The sequence below is a fragment of the Phyllobacterium sp. 22552 genome (genome assembly GCF_052044585.1).
GTDB lineage: Bacteria > Pseudomonadota > Alphaproteobacteria > Rhizobiales > Rhizobiaceae > Phyllobacterium > Phyllobacterium ifriqiyense.
The window spans coordinates 151,567-169,357 of the sequence record NZ_JBQENG010000009.1 but is presented as its reverse complement, the minus strand read 5'-3'; the positions used below and the strand labels follow the sequence as shown (position 1 = coordinate 169,357).

Sequence of the window (17,791 nt, the reverse complement as noted above, 5' to 3'; positions counted from 1 at the left end):
AGTTGTCGCTGCGACCCACAAAACTTCCCTCATGGTGAGCTTGTCGAACCACGCATTATATCGAATGCAGCTTATCCACCTCACTCGCGGCGAGTCATCTTGAGCTAGTTGAGGGTTGAGTTGCTCAAAATTGGATTGCCCTCAAGTTTGAACTCATCGATAAAGGCGCGAATGATCGCGACGAGCATTTCGGGTTGTTCCACGCAGGGAATATGCCCGGCATCCTTGATGACTTCGTAGCGCGCGCCCGGAATCAATTTAGCCATTGAAAGCACGACGTCCGGCGGTGTCGAACCATCTTGATCCCCCACAATACAGATTGTTGGAACCGATATTCGGCCTGCGTCTTCTGTCAGGTCTGCATCACGAATTGCTGCGCAGGTTCCGGCATATCCGGCCAATGGTTGACGAATCAGCATGTTCCGGTAGCCGGTTAAGGCAGGGCTGCTTTCACGATGAAATGTCGGGGTAAACCAGCGTTCGAGGATCGTGTCGGCGATGCTTTCAATACCATTTTCCTCAAGCGCGGCAATACGTGCGTTCCAGGAATCGGCATTGCCAATCTTGTGCGCGGTATCACACAAGACCAGTGCCCGAACCAGATCGGGACGGGAAGCATAAAGCCCCTGCGCAATCAGTCCGCCGACAGAAAGACCGCAAATGATTGCATTTTTAACATTGAGGAAATCCAGCAGACCTGCCAGATCGCCGACATGATCGTCGAGAGAATAGGGAGACGTGCCGACACTCGAAAGCCCGTGGCCGCGCTTATCATAGGTGACGATAGCAAAATCACCCGCCAGGCGAATAATGACATCGCGCCAGATGCGGAAGTCAGTGCCCAGAGAATTGGCAAAAACGATCACAGGTTTTGACGCTGGTCCGCCAATCAGCTGATAATGCAGCGTCACACCATTTATATCGGCAAATTGCACCTTGCTCTCCCTTTTATCCAGAATGATATGTGCGTACGGTTCTGTAGAATGAATGATCAGGGACGATCAACCGCCGAATAATTATCTATTGATGAAGCGGCAACAGACCGGCTCAAATCAACAGGCAAGAAGAAAGCATATGAGGCAGTATGATGGGTGACGTATTTATCTGCGACTATATCCGGACGCCCATTGGCCGTTTTGGTGGATCATTGGCTGGAGTTAGGGCGGATGATCTTGGGGCTATTCCAATCAAGGCATTGATGGAACGTAATAAATCGGTCGATTGGGCAGCAATCGATGAAGTGATTTATGGATGCGCCAATCAGTCTGGCGAAGACAATCGCAATGTCGCCCGCATGTCGGCACTGCTTGCGGGATTGCCCGTGGAGGTGCCCGGCACCACGATGAACCGCCTATGCGGTTCCGGCATGGATGCCATCATCACAGCCGCACGCGCCATTCGCGCCGGTGAAATGGACATTGCCATTGCTGGCGGTGTCGAGTCCATGTCGCGCGCGCCCTTTGTGCTGCCCAAGGCAGACAGCGCCTTTTCCCGCAATGCAGAAATTTACGATACGACAATCGGCTGGCGGTTCATCAATCCACTTATGCAGCAGCAATATGGTGTGGATTCCATGCCGGATACCGCCGAAAATGTTGCCGAAGAGTTTCTTGTCTCCCGCTCCGATCAGGATGCTTTTGCTGTGCGCTCCCAGCAGCGAACCGGTCGGGCTCAGGAGAATGGTCGGCTTGCCAGCGAAATTACCCCGGTTCGCATCGCGCAAAGAAAAGGCGAGCCCATTATCGTTGATAAAGACGAGCATCCGCGCCCCCAAACGACAATTGAGGCTCTAGCCAAATTGCCGACGCCATTTCGATCCGGCGGAACTGTGACGGCAGGAAATGCTTCCGGCGTTAATGATGGCGCGGCAGCCCTCATCATTGCCTCCGAAGAGGCTGTAAAAAAGTACGGCCTCAATCCCATCGCGCGCATCCTGGGCGGGGCGACGGCGGGCGTGGCACCCCGTATTATGGGAATTGGCCCAGCGCCTGCGACGAAGAAGCTTTGCGCGCGCCTCGGTTTGGCGCCAGCTGATTTTGACATTATCGAACTCAATGAAGCTTTTGCCTCGCAGGGACTTGCAACATTGCGCGATCTTGGAATTCCCGATGATGCGGAACACGTAAATCCGAATGGCGGCGCTATCGCCCTGGGGCATCCGCTGGGCATGTCAGGAGCACGCATTGCGGGAACGGCAGCGCTTGAATTGCAATTGCGCGAGGGAAAACTCGCTCTGGCGACAATGTGCATTGGCGTTGGACAGGGCATTGCTATCGCGCTTGCAAGCGTTTGATATCGGACGCAGAGCTGTCTGGTGGAAGCGTTTGACGCATGCTATGGGCGGGTCATGAGCAAATTCGTTCTTCTTTTGGGCGGTTCCGTCCATGTCACCGATCGCCTTTTGAAACAGGTAGCCGGAGCCAGGGTTCTGGCGGCTGATGGTGGTATCGCCCATGCCGCACCACTGGGCCTCACGCCTGAGCTTTGGCTAGGCGATTTCGACTCGACATCGCCCGAGCTGGAAAAAGAATATGCGCATGTGCCGCGCCAGGTTTTTCCGGCAGCAAAGGATATGACCGATGGCGAACTGGCCTTGAACGAGGCATATCGACTGGGGGCGACCGAGCTTGTACTTTGCGGTGCATTTGGTGGAGTGCGCACCGATCACACGCTTCTGCATTTGACGATGGCGACCGCCCATGCGGCGCAGGGACATAAGATCATCCTCACCAGCGGAAGCGAAGAAGCCCACCCACTTGTGGGCGGCGAATATGCTTTCGATTTCGTGGATAAGACGCAGTTCAGCATTGTTGCATTTTCGCAATTACACGGACTTTTTATCGATGGAGCACGCTGGCCGCTTGAAAATGTGGAACTTTCTTTCGGTTCATCGCTTACTGTCTCGAATGCCGTATGTGGAACCCTCCACGTATCGCTCCATTCGGGCAAAGCAATCCTGATTGCAGCGCCGCCCGTTGCCTGACGCTTGTCAATATAAGCGGAAAGTGTAATGTGTGCAGCACAGCATTGGGGACGCAAGCTGGTAAGTTTGGTTTTAGAAACGGGAGAGGTCTTCCATGTTGAAAAGTTTATCTACAGTTGCAGTTGCCGCAGTTTTGGCATTCTCGGTTGCTGGTTGTACAACGAGTGAACAGCGGACAGCCGGATATGGCGTCGGTGGTGCAGCACTTGGTGCATTGGCAGGTGGCGCTATCGGTGGTGGTCGTGGTGCTTTGGCCGGTGCGGCAATCGGCGGCGCATCAGGCGTTGTCGTTGGCGCAGCCACATCGGACGGCGGACGCCGTTACTGCACATATGAAAATCGCTACGGCGAGCGCTATCGCGCACCTTGCCGTTAAGCAGCTAGAGTTTTCAAAAAAACAGGCCGGTTTTCCGGCCTGTTTTTTTGTGGGTACGGACGCGTGTTCCGGTGATCTTTCTTCTGCCGTATTGAGGAAGCAGGATTTTCCCGCACTTTTTAAATGGAGAGGTTATTATGAAAATTCGTTTTGCTGCCATAGCAGCCGCAGCACTTCTGGCATTTACGATCGCCGGATGTGAGACGAGCCAGCAAAATCAACGTGCCGGGACGGGTGCATTGATTGGTGCTGGCGCTGGTGCCCTGGCCGGACAGGCTTTGGGGCGTGATACGAAAAGCACGGTGATCGGTGCTGCAGGTGGCGCTTTGCTTGGCGCGGCTGTTGGTACAGCCACAACACCGCGCGGTGGAAACGAGAATCTATGCCGTTATCAGCGGCCTGACGGATCGATTTACAATGCTCCCTGCCAAGGCAATGGCGGAGGTGCCTATGGAAATGGACGATATCCGGATGATGATGGATACCGGTCTGAGCGGCGCCGGTATAGTTCCGACCCATACCGCGATGACAATTACTGATCACAGAATATCGATTTAGCGCAAGCAGGCCGGAATTTCCGGCCTGTTTCGTTTGACAGAACAGATATTCTCATCGACAAGCCCTGACAAAACCTGCTCGAACTCCCGGATTGATACGTTTGATGGCTCCACCACTGTTACGCCTTGATAGAATTGCCCTGACTTTCGGTGGCACGCCCCTTTTGACCGATGCGGCCATCTCTGTCAGCGAGAATGATCGCATTGCGCTTGTAGGACGCAACGGTTCGGGCAAATCGACACTGCTTAAAATCGCCGCCGGATTTGTCGTCCCAACGGACGGCGAAGTCTTCAAACATCCGGCCGTTACGGTACGCTATCTGGCTCAGGCACCCGATATGGATGGATTTGCCAATGTGCGGGCCTATGTCGAAGCGGGACTTGGACCGGCAGATGATCTTTACCGTGTCAGTTACCTGCTTGAGCATCTGGGACTGACGGGCGAGGAAAAGCCGGAAAATCTTTCGGGAGGAGAAACACGTCGTGCTGCTTTGGCAAAGGTTCTTGCACCGCAGCCAGATATCCTTCTGCTTGACGAGCCGACCAACCATCTTGACCTGACAACCATTGAGTGGCTGGAAAGTGAGTTGCGCCAGATACGCTCGGCCATCGTGGTAATATCGCATGACCGGCGGTTTCTGGAGAATGTCAGCCGTTCTACCATCTGGCTTGATCGAGGCGTTACGAAACGGCTCGATCAAGGGTTTGGCTCGTTCGAGGAGTGGCGCGACAAGGTTCTGGAAGAAGAAGAGCGCGACCTGCACAAACTTGGACGTCAGATTGTACGCGAGGAACATTGGTTACGATACGGCGTTACGGCACGGCGCAAACGTAACATGCGTCGGCTCGGCGACCTGCAATCCATGCGCAGCGAGTTTCGCAACCATCGTGGCGCGCAGGGCAAGGCGGTTCTCAAGGCCAGCGATGCCAAGGAATCTGGCAAGCTTGTTATCGAGGCGGAACATCTTTCCAAGAGCTATGATGACCGTATTCTCGTGGATGATTTCTCCACCCGTATACAACGCGGAAATTGCGTGGGATTTGTCGGGCCGAATGGAGCGGGTAAGACGACGCTCCTCTCCATGCTGACAGGATTGCTCAAGCCGGATAGCGGCTTTGTCAAACTGGGAACAAATCTTGAGATTGCGGTGCTGGATCAGCGGCGGGACAGTCTAAATCTTGAACAAACCTTGTCAGACTATTTGACCGACGGGCGCGGAGAGAATGTTATCGTCAATGGCGAGCAGCGCCACGTTGCCTCCTACATGAAAGACTTCCTGTTTCAACCGGAGCAGTTGCGCACGCCAATCCGCGAGCTATCGGGTGGTGAGCGCGCACGTCTGATGCTGGCGCGGGTCTTGGCACGGCCTGCCAATCTGCTGGTTCTCGATGAGCCGACGAATGATCTCGACATGGAAACGTTGGATTTGTTGCAGGAATTGGTTGCTGGCTTTGCCGGAACAGTGCTGCTCGTCAGCCATGATCGCGATTTCCTTGACCGTACCGTAACGTCAATCATTGCTCCCGAAGGCAGTGGGAAATGGTTGGAATATGCCGGTGGCTATACCGATATGCTGGCGCAGCGCAAGGAAACGGCGATTGCGACCCGGAAGGAATTGAAAGCCGCCAAGCCGCAGGCTTCATCTGGTGTGGCTTCTGAAAAGATGCCTGCTGCTCGCGATGAAAAGCGCAAACTCTCCTACAAACAGAAATTTGCGCTCGAAACGCTTCCGGCTAAAATTGAAGCGCTGCATAGCGAAATTATCAATTTGGAAAAGAAGCTGGCCGATCCCGATCTTTTTGCAAAGAATCCGGCCCTGTTCAACAAGACGGTTGAGGAGATCGGCAAGAAGCGTGCAAGTCACGAAGCGCTCGAGCACGAATGGCTCGAGCTTGAAATGCTCCGTGAGGAAATTGAAGGCTAGATTAAACTCGCAATTATACCCAATGATCGGAACGAAAAACCGGGATTCCAGTTCTCGTTCCGATTTGAAAGACAGCAGTAAATAAGCGTTTATTCTACGAGCTTCAGTTCACGGAATGTCGCGAGGACCGTCGCCTGCTGTTCTTTGATATAAGCGGCAAATTCGGTGGATGGCTGGTAAAGATCAACCCAACCATGCTTTTTCAATGTTGCTTGCCATTCCGGGCTTTGCGCCATTTTAGAAAAGGCTGCATCAAGATCCTTCGTCTGTTCTTCCGACAGGTTGGCTTGTCCGAGGAAGCCGCGCCAATTGACCAACTCAACATCGACCCCTTGTTCCTTCATCGTTGGCATATCAATGCCTTCGAGCCGCGTTGCAGACGAAATCCCGAGTGCTCGCACTGTTCCGGCTGAAATTTGTCCGGCAAACTCGGAATAGCCGCCTGCACCAACGGAAATATGCCCTCCCATCACCTGTCCGAGCATCTCACCTCCGGCACCGATGGCGACGTAATTCATCTTGGAAAGATCGCCGCCAATTGCCTTGACGATCATGCCATACAGCAAATGGTCGACACCACCGGCGGCGAAACCGCCCAACGATACTGATCCCGGATCAGCTTTGAAGGCTTTGACCAGATCATCCATACTTTTCAATGGCGAATCTGCCGGAACGACCAGCGTAAGATACTCGCCTGTCATCCGCGCGATGGGCTTGGTCTGGTCCATTGTCACGGGTGAGTTATTGGTCAGGATCGAGCCAACCATGCCGATCCCCGTAACAATGAGGCCCGTATCGGGATATTTCTTCGAAACAAATTCGGCCAGGCCAATAGTGCCACCGGCTCCCGGTCGATTAACAACCTGGATGTCGCCAGCGAGCTTGAGGTCCTGAAGCGATTGTTGTGTCGAGCGTGCCAATTGATCATAGCCGCCTCCCGGACCTGCCGGAGCGATGATTTCGATATTCTTTACCGCGTCGGCCTGAGCCGATGAGGCCATGCCAAAGGCCAGCGCAAAAGCAAGCGTGCGAAGTTTCATGTATTTCCTCCCTGAAAGCTCCCTTGCTTTGCACTTTTGTACAAAGCCTTCAGAGGCTGCGGGAAGAATCTGTCATGGAGCTGTCTTTGAGGAGGGCAGGAAATCCGTCAATTGGCCTTCGGAGCGAGACGCGCTGCAAGCGTTTCGATGCGTCCAGCCACCTCGGACAGAACGCCAGTGATAGCCGAATCATTCTTGTCGGCCTTGGCTAACGCCTCGTCCCGGCTCTTTCTCAAGGCTTCCGCTTCGTTTTCCAGACCGGTCAGACGCAACTGCAATTCATGGAGTTCGTCTGTAACCATGATGCCGGCCATAACTGTCAGGCGCAGATCGCCAATCTCGCCGAACGAGGATTTCAGGTGTGTCACGTAACGATCAAAACGTTCTGCCAGACCGGTCAGATGTTGTTCCTGACCCTCGTCACAGGCCATTCTGTAGGCTTTGCCATCGATCGTTACGGTAACGGTAGCCATGGTTGTTTCTTCCTGTTCTATCGATCAAGGACCGTGCGGATGGATTCCATCGCAGCGACAAGGCGGCGTGAAACTTCTTTATTTGCCGCCTCAAGACGCTCAGCCCGCCCTTCAGACGCATCAAGCTCCTGAGCCAGCTTACGCCGGTCCATGTTCATCCGCTGGACCTCTTCTTCCGCTTCAGCAAAATCGCCCTCATGCTCAAGACGCATTTCAACTGCATTCTCAAGCGTGGAGAGGGATTTGGCCAATCTTTCCAGTACTTGTTTGAGGGTGGCTTCAGATGCCATTTTCGACGTTTCCCCTGTGTCTCAATCTTTTCAGCGAATCGCAAAAAGAAGAACGACTTATGACAGAGAGTCTAGTGGTTACATTAATGCTGCGTCAATCAATCCGAACGGCGCCGTGGCACTCATGCACCGATAATAATGTGCTCCAATGAATGTCTTCCTGCAATACCGTCCCAATTTGGCCAGCTTTTGTTGACTCCCTCTCGACACCTGCTATTTGTCGCGTGCCTTTTGGATATTGTCTAACCGGCATCCAGAAACGGCATCTCTTTTCCACTTCGAAAGACGGTGACTATGACCAATTCTGAAAAATCCAATCAAATGGCCAACGCAATCCGCTTTCTATCTGCGGATGCAGTGGAAAAAGCAAATTCCGGCCATCCCGGACTTCCCATGGGCGCAGCCGACATTGCGACCGTCCTTTATACAAAGTTCCTGAAATTCGATCCAAAGGCTCCGCACTGGCCGGACCGCGACCGTTTCGTACTGTCCGCAGGTCACGGTTCGATGCTGCTTTATTCGCTGCTTTATCTGACCGGCTACGAAGATATTGACATCGACCAAATCAAAAATTTCCGCCAGCTTGGCTCCCGTACCGCTGGGCATCCCGAATATGGTCATGCTGCCGGTATTGAAACAACAACCGGTCCATTGGGTCAGGGCCTTGCCAATGCTGTTGGCATGGCTTTGTCCGAACGCATAATGAATGCGCATTTCGGTGATGCTCTGGTCGATCACTACACCTATGTCATTGCCGGTGATGGTTGCCTCATGGAAGGCATCAGCCAGGAAGCGATTTCACTTGCTGGTCATCTCAAGCTGAACAAGCTTATCGTTTTCTGGGACCACAACAACATCTCGATCGATGGTCCGGTTACATTGGCCGACAATACCGATCAGCCAGCCCGTTTCGAGGCTTCCGGGTGGAATTCAATCAGCGTCGATGGCCATGATCAGGATGCGATTGCCACCGCTATCGAGCGCGCCAAGAAATCCGACAAGCCGACACTGATCGCCTGCAAAACCACAATCGGTTTTGGTGCTCCGACCAAGGCTGGGACGAACAAGGTTCACGGTTCGCCGCTTGGTGCCGAAGAACTCGCCGGTGCGCGCAAAGCGTTGGGCTGGACTTCGGAGCCTTTTGTCGTACCTACAGAAACTCTCGACGAATGGCGCCTTGCCGGTCTGCGTTCTGCCAAGGAACATACCGCATGGACTGAGCGTCTGAATGCGACTGACGCGGAAATCCGTTCGGAGTTTGAGCGGCGCATGCGCGGTGATCTGCCGGGGAACTTCGAAGCAACAATTACAGCTTACAAGAAGAAGCTTTCTGAAGAAAAGCCAAAGGTTGCGACCCGCAAAGCTTCTGAAATGGCGCTTGAGGTTATCAATGGCGTGGTTCCTGAAACAATTGGTGGCTCCGCCGATCTGACAGGTTCGAACAACACCAAGACCAGCCAGACCAAGGGGATCACTCCTGAGGATTACGGCCAGCGCTATGTTCACTACGGTATCCGGGAACATGGCATGGCAGCAGCGATGAACGGTATCGCACTTCACGGTGGACTCATTCCATATTCTGGTACCTTTTTGACTTTCTCCGATTACGCACGCGGCGCCATGCGTCTGTCGAGCCTGATGGGTATCCGCGTCATCTATGTCATGACCCACGATTCCATCGGTCTTGGTGAAGATGGCCCGACGCATCAGCCGGTCGAACATCTGGCAGCCCTGCGTGCAATTCCAAACAATTATGTCTTCCGTCCGGCGGACGTTGTTGAAACAGCTGAGTGCTGGGAAATTGCGCTCAAGTCACGCACCACGCCATCAACCATCGCATTGACCCGTCAGAATCTGCCGACCGTTCGTGACGTGCATTTTGATGAGAATAAATGCGCTTACGGCGCCTATGAACTTGCCACTGCAAGCGGCAAGGCTGAAGTGACCATATTCGCAACCGGTTCGGAAGTCGAAATCGCTCTCAGTGCAAGAGCACAGCTTGAGAAAAACGGACATCCAACGCGGGTGATTTCGGTCCCTTGCTTTGAGCTCTTCGAAGCTCAGAGTGAAGAATACAAGCGCACATTGATTGGCGATGCGCCGGTCAAGGTGGCTGTTGAAGCTGCGATCCGCATGGGCTGGGACCGGTTTATCGGCACGGACGGGATTTTCATCGGAATGAACGGCTTTGGCGCGAGCGGTCCGATTGAAGAACTCTACGAGCATTTTGGCATTACGGCGTCACATATCGTCACTGCTGCTGAAGCAAAGTTGAAATAATCCATCTCGTTCCTCTATGATCCATTCAAGGGCTCCATACCCCTCAGGAGAAAAAACATGACAGTTCGCGTTGCAATTAACGGATTTGGCCGCATTGGCCGCAACGTTCTTCGCGCTATCGTAGAATCAGGCCGTACCGACATCGAGGTTGTTGCCATCAACGACCTGGGTCCTGTCGAGACCAATGCTCACCTTATGCGTTACGACAGCGTTCATGGACGCTTTCCCGGTACGGTAACAGTGGCTGGCGACACAATTGACGTGGGCCGTGGCCCGATCAAAGTCACCGCTGTTCGCAATCCAGCCGAATTGCCTTGGAAAGAGTTGAATGTCGATATTGCGCTGGAATGCACAGGCATTTTTACGGCCCGCGACAAGGCTGCAGCGCATCTTGAAGCTGGCGCAAAGCGCGTTATTGTTTCGGCTCCTTCCGATGGCGCCGATCTGACTGTCGTTTTTGGCGTAAACGATCACAAGTTGACCAAAGACCATATGGTCATTTCCAACGCTTCCTGCACGACAAATTGCCTTGCGCCGGTTGCTTATGTACTGAATGAAGCCGTTGGTATTGATCACGGGTTCATGACCACGATCCATAGCTATACGGGCGATCAGCCAACGCTGGATACTATGCACAAGGATCTCTATCGTGGACGCGCAGCTGCCCTGTCGATGATCCCTACTTCGACCGGTGCTGCCAAGGCTGTCGGTCTGGTATTGCCTGAACTCAATGGCAAGCTCGATGGCAGCTCCATTCGCGTTCCAACGCCGAATGTGTCTGTGGTCGACTTCAAATTCGTTGCCAAGAGATCCACTAGCGTTGCGGAAATCAATGATGCGATCAAGTCGGCGGCCAATGGCAAGCTGAAGGGCATTCTGGGCTTTACCGATGCGCCGAACGTGTCAATTGACTTCAATCACGATTCGCATTCATCGATATTCCACATTGACCAGACCAAGGTTATGGACGGCACATTTGTTCGTGTCCTTTCCTGGTATGATAATGAGTGGGGCTTCTCCAGCCGTATGAGCGACACAGCCGTTGCTTTCGGCAAGTTGATCTGACCGGCTTTGAAGTGATTTGATTTCAAATGGCGGGTCGACACACCCGCCATTTTTGTTTTTGATGGTTATACAGTCGGCTATACGGGCTTTCCCAAGCGGCTGCGTGCAGATGAGGTGAGTTTCATGACAAATTTCAAAACGCTTGATGATGCTGATGTTGCCGGAAAGCGTGTTCTCGTACGCGTTGACCTGAATGTTCCGGTGAGCGATGGCGTCGTGACAGATGCGACACGGATAGAACGCGTAGCTCCAACAATCCAGGAACTATCGAAAAAGGGCGCAAAGGTCATTTTGCTTGCCCATTTCGGTCGCCCGAAGGATGGCCCGGACCCACAGTTTTCGCTGGAGCCGATCGCCCATGCCGCCGCAAAGATAATTGGCCACAGTGTGCATTTTGCTGCCGATAGTATCGGTGAAAAGGCTGCTGAAGCTGTCGGCAAGTTGAAGAATGGCGATGTGCTGCTTTTGGAAAATACGCGTTTTCATAAAGGCGAAGAAAAGAACGACCCGGAATATGTCAAAGCGCTTGCTGCAAATGGCGATCTCTATGTGAATGATGCGTTTTCTGCTGCGCACCGTGCCCATGCTTCAACCGAAGGCCTTGCCCGCGTTCTGCCAGCCTATGCCGGACGAACGATGGAAGCAGAGCTTAAAGCGCTGGAAAAGGGTCTCGGCGCACCGAAACGCCCTGTCGTGGCCATTGTCGGCGGCGCAAAGGTTTCGTCCAAGCTGGATCTGCTCGGCAATCTGGTAGAAAAAGTCGATGCACTGGTCATTGGCGGCGGCATGGCAAATACATTTCTGGCGGCGCAGGGCGTCAAGGTCGGCAAATCGCTGTGCGAACACGATTTGGCCGGAACCGCGCGCGAGATCATGGCAAAAGCGAAAGCAGCTAACTGCACAATCATTCTTCCGGTGGATGCCATTGTGGCTTGGCATTTTGAGGCCAATGCCCCATTCCACGCCTATGGGCTCGATGCGATCCCCGATGATGGCATGATCCTTGATGTGGGTCCGCAATCCATTGAGCGCGTAAAGGCGGCAATTGATGATGCATCCACCCTCGTCTGGAACGGCCCGCTTGGTGCCTTTGAGCTGACGCCATTCGACAAGGCAACGGTGGCCGCAGCCCGTCACGTTGCGCAGCGTACCAAGGCCGGACATCTGGTTTCGGTTGCTGGCGGCGGAGATACCGTGTCGGCGCTCAATCATGCCGGAGTCGCCGATGATTTCAGCTATGTTTCAACTGCCGGAGGCGCTTTCCTTGAATGGATGGAAGGCAAGCCATTGCCCGGCGTCGATGTGCTGAAGAAGTAAGTTTTGCTCCCTAATCAAGCCCGGAAATCGGGCTTGATTACCAATTATAAGAAAATGTTATCCGGTTAAATCGGTTGAAAAAATTTCAATCGTTTCAGTTACTTGGTGCACCGTTTCGTTTGTCATAGGCTTCTGTTATGGGGCGGATAAGGGAAAAAGGAGTACATCAGTCTATGAGCGAACGTCTGGAAGATATAGCGGTTGCAATGGTTGCCAACGGCAAGGGCCTCCTTGCCGCCGATGAAAGTTCAGGAACAATCAAAAAGCGGTTCGATAGTATCGGGCTGGAATCCACCGCCGATAGCCGCCGCGACTATCGTGAAATGCTGTTCCGCTCCGATGAGGCGATGAAGAACTACATTTCCGGTGTCATCCTTTACGATGAAACCATTCGCCAGAATGCCAAGGACGGAACATCTCTCGTCAAGATCATGCAGGATGCAGGCTGCATTCCAGGCATCAAGGTTGACGCAGGCGCCAAGCCGCTTGCTGGGTTTCCCGGCGAAACCATCACAGAAGGTCTAGATGGTCTTCGCGAGCGCCTAGCGGAATATTACAAGCTTGGCGCACGCTTCTCCAAGTGGCGGGCCGCTATCTCGATTTCCGACGGTCTGCCAACATGGGGTGCCGTGAAGCAGAATGCCCAAGCTCTGGCACGCTATGCCGCGCTTTGTCAGGAAGCTGGAATTGTACCAATCGTTGAGCCGGAAGTGCTTATGGACGGCACACCGGGCAATCACTCGATCGAACGCTGCTATGAAGTCAGCGAATGGGTTCTGAAGACCGTATTCGACGAGCTTTATGATGCACGCGTTGTTCTGGAAGGCATGATCCTCAAGCCGAACATGGTCGTTGCAGGACAGAAGGCCCAGAAGGCTTCCGTCGAGCAGGTAGCTGAGCTGACTGTGCGCCTGTTGAAGTCGACTGTTCCATCCGCTGTACCAGGCATTGCATTCCTGTCCGGCGGTCAGACGGAAGAAGAAGCAACAGCGCATCTATCGGCAATGAATGCCAATTTCACCATGCCTTGGAAGCTGACTTTCTCCTATGGTCGTGCCTTGCAGGCAGCAGCGTTGAGCGCCTGGAACGGGAAGTCAGAAAATGTTGCAGCAGGTCAGCGCGCCTTTGCACATCGTGCAAAAATGAATGGTCTTGCTGCCACTGGCGGCTGGAAGAAAGACCTGGAAAAGGCTGCTTAAGGGTCTCTTAAGCATTTTTTATCCAAAAGCGTATCTCATGGAGCCCGGGGAATCAGCCCGGGCTTTTTTATGGGACAACCAAAGACGAATGAAACCTGCGCCATTCCATCCTTTGCTGAGTTGGTTTCTTTATCCTGTCTATGCATGGCAGGGGATAAATGTACGATTGAAGACAGAGCGAATGATTCCGCCTGTTGGCCTGCCCGTGGGGGAAATTGCGGGCAAAGATCCGGCTATCCGGCTGCTTGTTCTGGGGGACTCGTCTGCCGCAGGGGTGGGTGTCACTGATGCATGGCAGGGGCTTTGTGTACGGTTGGCGGTCTATCTGCAGGGCCGAACAGGCCGTAAGGTCATCTGGCGTGCTGCAGGGTTCAATTCAGCAACATCGGGACAATTGCGCGATCATGTTGTGCCAAATCTTGAACGCGGAATGTGGACGCATATCGTGCTATCAACCGGCACAAATGACACAAAGAATTTTCACTCGCTGCCACGCTTCAAGCGTGAGTTTGGCGGGCTTCTTTATGCACTGAGAGCGAAATGGCCTGAGGCCCACGTGGTATGGTCACAGGTTATCGATTTTCGCGATGTTCCGGCTATGCCTCCATTGCTCGGGCGTATTCTGGAAGGACGCGCTGTCGCAATCAACAAGCTCGGCGAAAGATTGTGCCGCGAGCGAATGGCTATTCCAGCGCTTCGCCTACCAGTGGAATCTGCCGAAGGTTTTTCCACGGACGGCTTTCACGCTTCGGCATTGGGCTATGATGCTTGGGCAAAACATCTCGTCCCCTACATCCTCAATCGCCCCCAGGTCGATGAGAAGGATGCCGCTTCCCCCGCTGGCGGCTAAACGCATTATCCTACGTGTCTTGAGACGCCAACGACCAAAATAGCCAGCACTGCTCCGACGGCGATTTTCCAGAAATCCTTGCGCTTTTTCAATCCGGGCAAGCCGAGCGGCTTGAATAGATGCAGCGCCATAATGACTATGAAAACAAAGGACAGGATTTTGGTCATGGATGATCTGTCTGCAATATCCTGTTGATTGAATTGAGCAGTGTGCCAAGCGCGGAGAATTGTCAATTCGCCCTTTGACTCCGCCTTCCGGATTTAGGATGCTTCTTACGGGAGGAATTTCATGACATCACTATATGCGCAGGTCTATCAGGATTGGCAGACCGATCCCTTGGCATTCTGGGCCAAAGCAGGAGTAGCCATCGATTGGATCAAGCCGTGGGATACGGTTTTTGATCCAGACAGTGGCCCTTATGGCCGCTGGTACGCGGGAGCTGAATGCAACACCTGTTACAACGCCGTAGACAGGCATGTTCTCGCAGGGCGTGGCGATCAGGACGCGCTGATCCATGATAGCGCCATAACAGGAACGGTTCGCAAGATAAGTTATAGTGATTTACAGGCTGAAATCGAGGCATTGGCGTCGGTGCTGGTCGATAAGGGGGTGGGGAAGGGGGATCGCGTCATTATCTATATGGCGATGGTGCCCGAGGCCGTTGTCGCAATGCTCGCATGCGCGCGCATTGGTGCAGTTCATTCGGTTGTCTTCGGAGGATTTGCCGCTAACGAGCTTGCAACAAGGATAGACGACGCCAAGCCGGTTATGATTATCGCTACGTCCTGCGGGCTGGAACCGGGCAGGGTGGTTGCTTACAAACCTATGCTCGACAAGGCTATCGAACAGGCCCAGCACAAAGTGGCTACTTGTCTGATCCTTGTGCGCCCGCAACAGCCGCATGAACTGGTTTCGGGGCGGGATATTGACTATGCCCAAGCAGTTGCCGCCTCTGCGGGGCGTAAGATTCCCTGTGAGCCTCTTAAATCAACTGATCCGCTTTATATTCTTTATACATCAGGTACGACGGGACAGCCAAAAGGCGTTGTTCGCGACAATGGCGGCCATCTGGTCGCCTTGGCGTGGTCGATGGGCGCAATCTATGACACCTACCCGGGAGATGTGTTCTGGGCGGCTTCGGACATAGGCTGGGCCGTCGGCCACTCCTATATCGCTTATGCGCCACTTTTCGTTGGGGCGACGAGCATTCTTTATGAAGGCAAGCCGGTTGGAACGCCCGATGCTGGTACATTCTGGCGCGTAATCGCTGACCACAAGGTCAAGGTACTATTTACCGCGCCGACCGCATTTCGGGCGATCAAGAAAGAAGACCCCAAGGGCGAGCTTATCGGCAGATATGATATTTCTTCGTTGAAGTATCTTTTCCTGGCGGGAGAGCGCGCCGATACGGATACGATCAAATGGGCCGAACAAAAACTAGGCGTTCCGGTCATAGATCATTGGTGGCAGACCGAAAGCGGCTGGCCCATGGCAGCCAACCCGGCGGGGCTTGGAATGTTGCCGGTAAAATATGGCTCGCCGACGGTCCCAATGCCCGGTTATGACGTGCAGGTTCTTGACGATGCAGGTCATCCAGTCAAGCGCGGCGAGCTTGGCAATATCGTGGTCAAACTGCCCTTGCCGCCGGCATTCCTGCCGACATTGTGGAATGCGGACCAGAGGTTTCGCGAGGCGTACATCAGCGAGTTTCCGGGATACTACAAGACAGCAGATGCAGGCATCATGGACGAGGACGGCTATATCTATATTATGAGCCGCACCGACGACATCATCAATGTTGCCGGTCATCGCCTGTCGACCGGGGCGATGGAAGAGGTTCTTTCCAGCCATCCGGATGTTGCCGAATGCGCTGTTATCGGCATTGCCGACAGTGTGAAAGGTCAGGTTCCTTGCGGGTTCATTGTGCTGAAATCCGGCGTTACAAGGAGCGAAGCCGATATTGAGCAAGATTGCGTTGCTTTGATGCGGGAGAAGATTGGCCCGGTTGCTGCGTTTAAAATGGCCATAACGGCAAAACGTCTGCCCAAGACGCGCTCCGGTAAAATATTGCGGGGCACCATGCAGAAGATTGCCGATCAGGAGCCGTGGAATATGCCCGCGACGATTGACGATCCAGCGATTCTTGAGGAAATCCAGTTTGTGCTCAATGCACGAGGAATTGGTCTGGTTACTGGTTGACCATCTGCCATCCAAGGTTAAGCTCTGTTGTCAAATTGGAGACTGGCAATGGCATTGGATGGCAAAATCGCAATTGTAACGGGTGGCGCTCAGGGTATCGGGCTGGCCATTGCAAGGCGCTTTCTTCAAGATGGGGCCAGTGTTATGCTTGCTGACATCAATGACGCTCAGGGAGCCGTGGCGGTAAAAGAGCTGTCCCCTTTGGGTAAAGTCCGCTTTTCCTCAACAGATGTCAGCAGCAGGCTGGATGTGCACAATCTCGTGGCTGGAACAATCGAGGCATTCGGTGATGTGGATATACTGGTCAATAATGCTGGTATTGTACACACGGCAGATTTTCTCGACCTGAACGAGGATGATTTTGATCGGGTTCTGCGGGTTAATCTAAAAGGATCGTTTCTTTGTGGTCAGGCTGTAGCGCGGTATATGGTCAAAAAGATAAAAGACGGAGGTAATGCAGGCTCCATAGTCAATATGTCGTCAATCAATGCAGTCGTCGGTTTGCCGGAGCAAATTGCCTATTCGGTTTCGAAGGGTGGCGTCAGTCAATTGACCAAAGTCATGGCTCTTTCGCTCGCACCCTATGGGATTCGCGTGAACGCAATCGGTCCAGGCTCGATCAAAACCCAGATGCTGGATACGGTCAATTCGGATATGGCCGCAAAACAGAGGATATTGTCCCGTACACCGCTGGGCCGGGTGGGAGAGCCCTCCGAAATAGCTGCTGTGGCGGCGTTCCTGGCTTCAGACGATGCGAGCTACATAACGGGGCAAACGATCTATGCCGATGGTGGTCGATTACCATTGAATTATACAGTGCCGGTCAATGGATGATTTTTAGGCTGTTGACATCCTACTGACAGAAGGTTGTCAGGAGGGGTATGCCATTATGTTCCCGTAGTCAGAAGGAGACAGGGATATGGCTTACCTCGATTTTGATATCGTACAGAGTGTGAAGCATTGGTTTTCCGAGTTTGCAATTCACCGGCAGGAGCTGCGTACGGAACGGCATCTTAACTCGCTTCCCGAGCATCTCTTGAAAGACATTGGCTGGCCGGATGCCTATGCTGAACGATTGGCAAAACGCAATTCCCTAGGCGAAGACGACACTGCCGTGCCTGCAACCAGTGATGAGCTTACGCCATGGCAGTTGGATTGGCCAAAACACTATGAGAGCTTAAAAGCTCGCAAATCCAGCCCCTTAGAGCTGGGATGTTGAATTTGACTGCCATGGAGG

17 protein-coding genes and 1 pseudogene are annotated in these 17,791 nt (G+C 53.4%); 13 read left to right on the top strand and 5 right to left on the bottom strand.

Annotated features, from left to right (window positions below):
• Window positions 1–104 precede the first annotated feature (104 nt).
• On the bottom strand, window positions 105–935 hold the full coding sequence (gene pcaD, locus ACTJI9_RS20435) for a 3-oxoadipate enol-lactonase (protein WP_115054111.1): 831 nt from the start codon (window positions 933–935) through the stop codon (window positions 105–107).
• A gap of 152 nt (window positions 936–1,087) precedes the next feature.
• On the opposite strand from pcaD, the gene pcaF reads away from it, so the two are divergent.
• The 5 genes and pseudogenes from pcaF (at window position 1,088) to ACTJI9_RS20410 (ending at window position 5,841) form a co-directional block, all read left to right on the top strand.
• Complete coding sequence (pcaF, locus tag ACTJI9_RS20430; protein ID WP_440810577.1) at window positions 1,088–2,293, top strand: 3-oxoadipyl-CoA thiolase; 1,206 nt, start codon at window positions 1,088–1,090, stop codon at window positions 2,291–2,293.
• Window positions 2,294–2,347: 54 nt separating this feature from the next.
• Complete coding sequence (locus tag ACTJI9_RS20425) at window positions 2,348–2,983, top strand: thiamine diphosphokinase (RefSeq protein WP_115054113.1); 636 nt, start codon at window positions 2,348–2,350, stop codon at window positions 2,981–2,983.
• Between the two features lie 94 nt (window positions 2,984–3,077).
• Window positions 3,078–3,359 (top strand): hypothetical protein, encoded by a 282-nt coding sequence (locus ACTJI9_RS20420; RefSeq protein ID WP_008128299.1) that lies wholly within the window; start codon window positions 3,078–3,080, stop codon window positions 3,357–3,359.
• A 137-nt stretch (window positions 3,360–3,496) separates the two neighbouring features.
• A pseudogene (locus ACTJI9_RS20415) lies at window positions 3,497–3,826 on the top strand (YMGG-like glycine zipper-containing protein); the annotation flags it as partial.
• A 194-nt stretch (window positions 3,827–4,020) separates the two neighbouring features.
• Window positions 4,021–5,841: an ABC-F family ATP-binding cassette domain-containing protein gene (locus ACTJI9_RS20410; protein WP_440810568.1), complete on the top strand. Its 1,821-nt coding sequence runs from the start codon at window positions 4,021–4,023 to the stop codon at window positions 5,839–5,841.
• Between the two features lie 89 nt (window positions 5,842–5,930).
• On the opposite strand, the gene ACTJI9_RS20405 is transcribed toward ACTJI9_RS20410, so the two are convergent.
• From ACTJI9_RS20405 to ACTJI9_RS20395, 3 genes are all read right to left on the bottom strand, one after another.
• Window positions 5,931–6,881 carry a Bug family tripartite tricarboxylate transporter substrate binding protein gene (locus ACTJI9_RS20405; protein WP_440810566.1) on the bottom strand — a complete coding sequence of 317 codons (951 nt, stop codon included), beginning with the start codon at window positions 6,879–6,881 and terminating at the stop codon, window positions 5,931–5,933.
• 107 nt (window positions 6,882–6,988) lie between these two features.
• Window positions 6,989–7,354 (bottom strand): cell division protein ZapA, encoded by a 366-nt coding sequence (locus tag ACTJI9_RS20400; protein ID WP_115054117.1) that lies wholly within the window; start codon window positions 7,352–7,354, stop codon window positions 6,989–6,991.
• Between the two features lie 17 nt (window positions 7,355–7,371).
• Window positions 7,372–7,644, bottom strand: coding sequence for a DUF4164 domain-containing protein (locus tag ACTJI9_RS20395; protein ID WP_115054118.1), 273 nt, complete (start codon window positions 7,642–7,644; stop codon window positions 7,372–7,374).
• A 294-nt stretch (window positions 7,645–7,938) separates the two neighbouring features.
• Between ACTJI9_RS20395 and tkt the strand changes: the two genes are divergently transcribed.
• From tkt to ACTJI9_RS20370, 5 genes are all read left to right on the top strand, one after another.
• Window positions 7,939–9,924 carry a transketolase gene (tkt, locus tag ACTJI9_RS20390; protein WP_440810565.1) on the top strand — a complete coding sequence of 662 codons (1,986 nt, stop codon included), beginning with the start codon at window positions 7,939–7,941 and terminating at the stop codon, window positions 9,922–9,924.
• A 57-nt stretch (window positions 9,925–9,981) separates the two neighbouring features.
• Window positions 9,982–10,989, top strand: coding sequence for a type I glyceraldehyde-3-phosphate dehydrogenase (gap, locus tag ACTJI9_RS20385; protein ID WP_115054120.1), 1,008 nt, complete (start codon window positions 9,982–9,984; stop codon window positions 10,987–10,989).
• 123 nt (window positions 10,990–11,112) lie between these two features.
• Window positions 11,113–12,306, top strand: coding sequence for a phosphoglycerate kinase (locus ACTJI9_RS20380; protein ID WP_337354255.1), 1,194 nt, complete (start codon window positions 11,113–11,115; stop codon window positions 12,304–12,306).
• A 173-nt stretch (window positions 12,307–12,479) separates the two neighbouring features.
• Entirely contained in the window at window positions 12,480–13,505 is a 1,026-nt protein-coding gene (locus ACTJI9_RS20375) for a class I fructose-bisphosphate aldolase (protein WP_307280904.1), read from the top strand.
• Window positions 13,506–13,593: 88 nt separating this feature from the next.
• On the top strand, window positions 13,594–14,355 hold the full coding sequence (locus ACTJI9_RS20370) for an SGNH/GDSL hydrolase family protein (protein WP_307280902.1): 762 nt from the start codon (window positions 13,594–13,596) through the stop codon (window positions 14,353–14,355).
• 5 nt (window positions 14,356–14,360) lie between these two features.
• Here the strand turns inward: ACTJI9_RS20370 and ACTJI9_RS20365 are convergent, their stop codons facing one another.
• Window positions 14,361–14,522: a hypothetical protein gene (locus tag ACTJI9_RS20365; RefSeq protein ID WP_307280899.1), complete on the bottom strand. Its 162-nt coding sequence runs from the start codon at window positions 14,520–14,522 to the stop codon at window positions 14,361–14,363.
• Window positions 14,523–14,643: 121 nt separating this feature from the next.
• Here ACTJI9_RS20365 and ACTJI9_RS20360 point away from each other — a divergent pair, with 121 nt between their 5' ends.
• From ACTJI9_RS20360 to ACTJI9_RS20350, 3 genes are all read left to right on the top strand, one after another.
• Window positions 14,644–16,554, top strand: a complete 1,911-nt coding sequence (locus tag ACTJI9_RS20360; RefSeq protein ID WP_440810562.1) for a propionyl-CoA synthetase — start codon at window positions 14,644–14,646, stop codon at window positions 16,552–16,554.
• A 48-nt stretch (window positions 16,555–16,602) separates the two neighbouring features.
• Window positions 16,603–17,388 carry an SDR family NAD(P)-dependent oxidoreductase gene (locus tag ACTJI9_RS20355; RefSeq protein ID WP_354343341.1) on the top strand — a complete coding sequence of 262 codons (786 nt, stop codon included), beginning with the start codon at window positions 16,603–16,605 and terminating at the stop codon, window positions 17,386–17,388.
• An 85-nt stretch (window positions 17,389–17,473) separates the two neighbouring features.
• The gene (locus ACTJI9_RS20350; protein WP_162802576.1) at window positions 17,474–17,773 is read left to right on the top strand and encodes a DUF1127 domain-containing protein; all 300 of its coding nucleotides are present in this window, start codon (window positions 17,474–17,476) and stop codon (window positions 17,771–17,773) included.
• Window positions 17,774–17,791 lie beyond the last annotated feature (18 nt).

Excerpts from the sequence above, each read along its gene's own strand:
- ACTJI9_RS20395 (WP_115054118.1), bottom strand. The coding sequence starts at position 7,644 with ATGGCATCTGAAGCCACCCTCAAACAAGTACTGGAAAGATTGGCCAAA.
- ACTJI9_RS20425 (WP_115054113.1), top strand. The coding sequence starts at position 2,348 with ATGAGCAAATTCGTTCTTCTTTTGGGCGGTTCCGTCCATGTCACCGAT.
- ACTJI9_RS20380 (WP_337354255.1), top strand. The coding sequence starts at position 11,113 with ATGACAAATTTCAAAACGCTTGATGATGCTGATGTTGCCGGAAAGCGT.
- ACTJI9_RS20400 (WP_115054117.1), bottom strand. The coding sequence starts at position 7,354 with ATGGCTACCGTTACCGTAACGATCGATGGCAAAGCCTACAGAATGGCC.
- ACTJI9_RS20420 (WP_008128299.1), top strand. The coding sequence starts at position 3,078 with ATGTTGAAAAGTTTATCTACAGTTGCAGTTGCCGCAGTTTTGGCATTC.
- ACTJI9_RS20410 (WP_440810568.1), top strand. The coding sequence starts at position 4,021 with ATGGCTCCACCACTGTTACGCCTTGATAGAATTGCCCTGACTTTCGGT.
- ACTJI9_RS20350 (WP_162802576.1), top strand. The coding sequence starts at position 17,474 with ATGGCTTACCTCGATTTTGATATCGTACAGAGTGTGAAGCATTGGTTT.
- pcaF (WP_440810577.1), top strand. The coding sequence starts at position 1,088 with ATGGGTGACGTATTTATCTGCGACTATATCCGGACGCCCATTGGCCGT.
- ACTJI9_RS20375 (WP_307280904.1), top strand. The coding sequence starts at position 12,480 with ATGAGCGAACGTCTGGAAGATATAGCGGTTGCAATGGTTGCCAACGGC.
- ACTJI9_RS20405 (WP_440810566.1), bottom strand. The coding sequence starts at position 6,881 with ATGAAACTTCGCACGCTTGCTTTTGCGCTGGCCTTTGGCATGGCCTCA.
- gap (WP_115054120.1), top strand. The coding sequence starts at position 9,982 with ATGACAGTTCGCGTTGCAATTAACGGATTTGGCCGCATTGGCCGCAAC.
- ACTJI9_RS20365 (WP_307280899.1), bottom strand. The coding sequence starts at position 14,522 with ATGACCAAAATCCTGTCCTTTGTTTTCATAGTCATTATGGCGCTGCAT.
- ACTJI9_RS20355 (WP_354343341.1), top strand. The coding sequence starts at position 16,603 with ATGGCATTGGATGGCAAAATCGCAATTGTAACGGGTGGCGCTCAGGGT.
- ACTJI9_RS20360 (WP_440810562.1), top strand. The coding sequence starts at position 14,644 with ATGACATCACTATATGCGCAGGTCTATCAGGATTGGCAGACCGATCCC.
- ACTJI9_RS20370 (WP_307280902.1), top strand. The coding sequence starts at position 13,594 with ATGAAACCTGCGCCATTCCATCCTTTGCTGAGTTGGTTTCTTTATCCT.
- tkt (WP_440810565.1), top strand. The coding sequence starts at position 7,939 with ATGACCAATTCTGAAAAATCCAATCAAATGGCCAACGCAATCCGCTTT.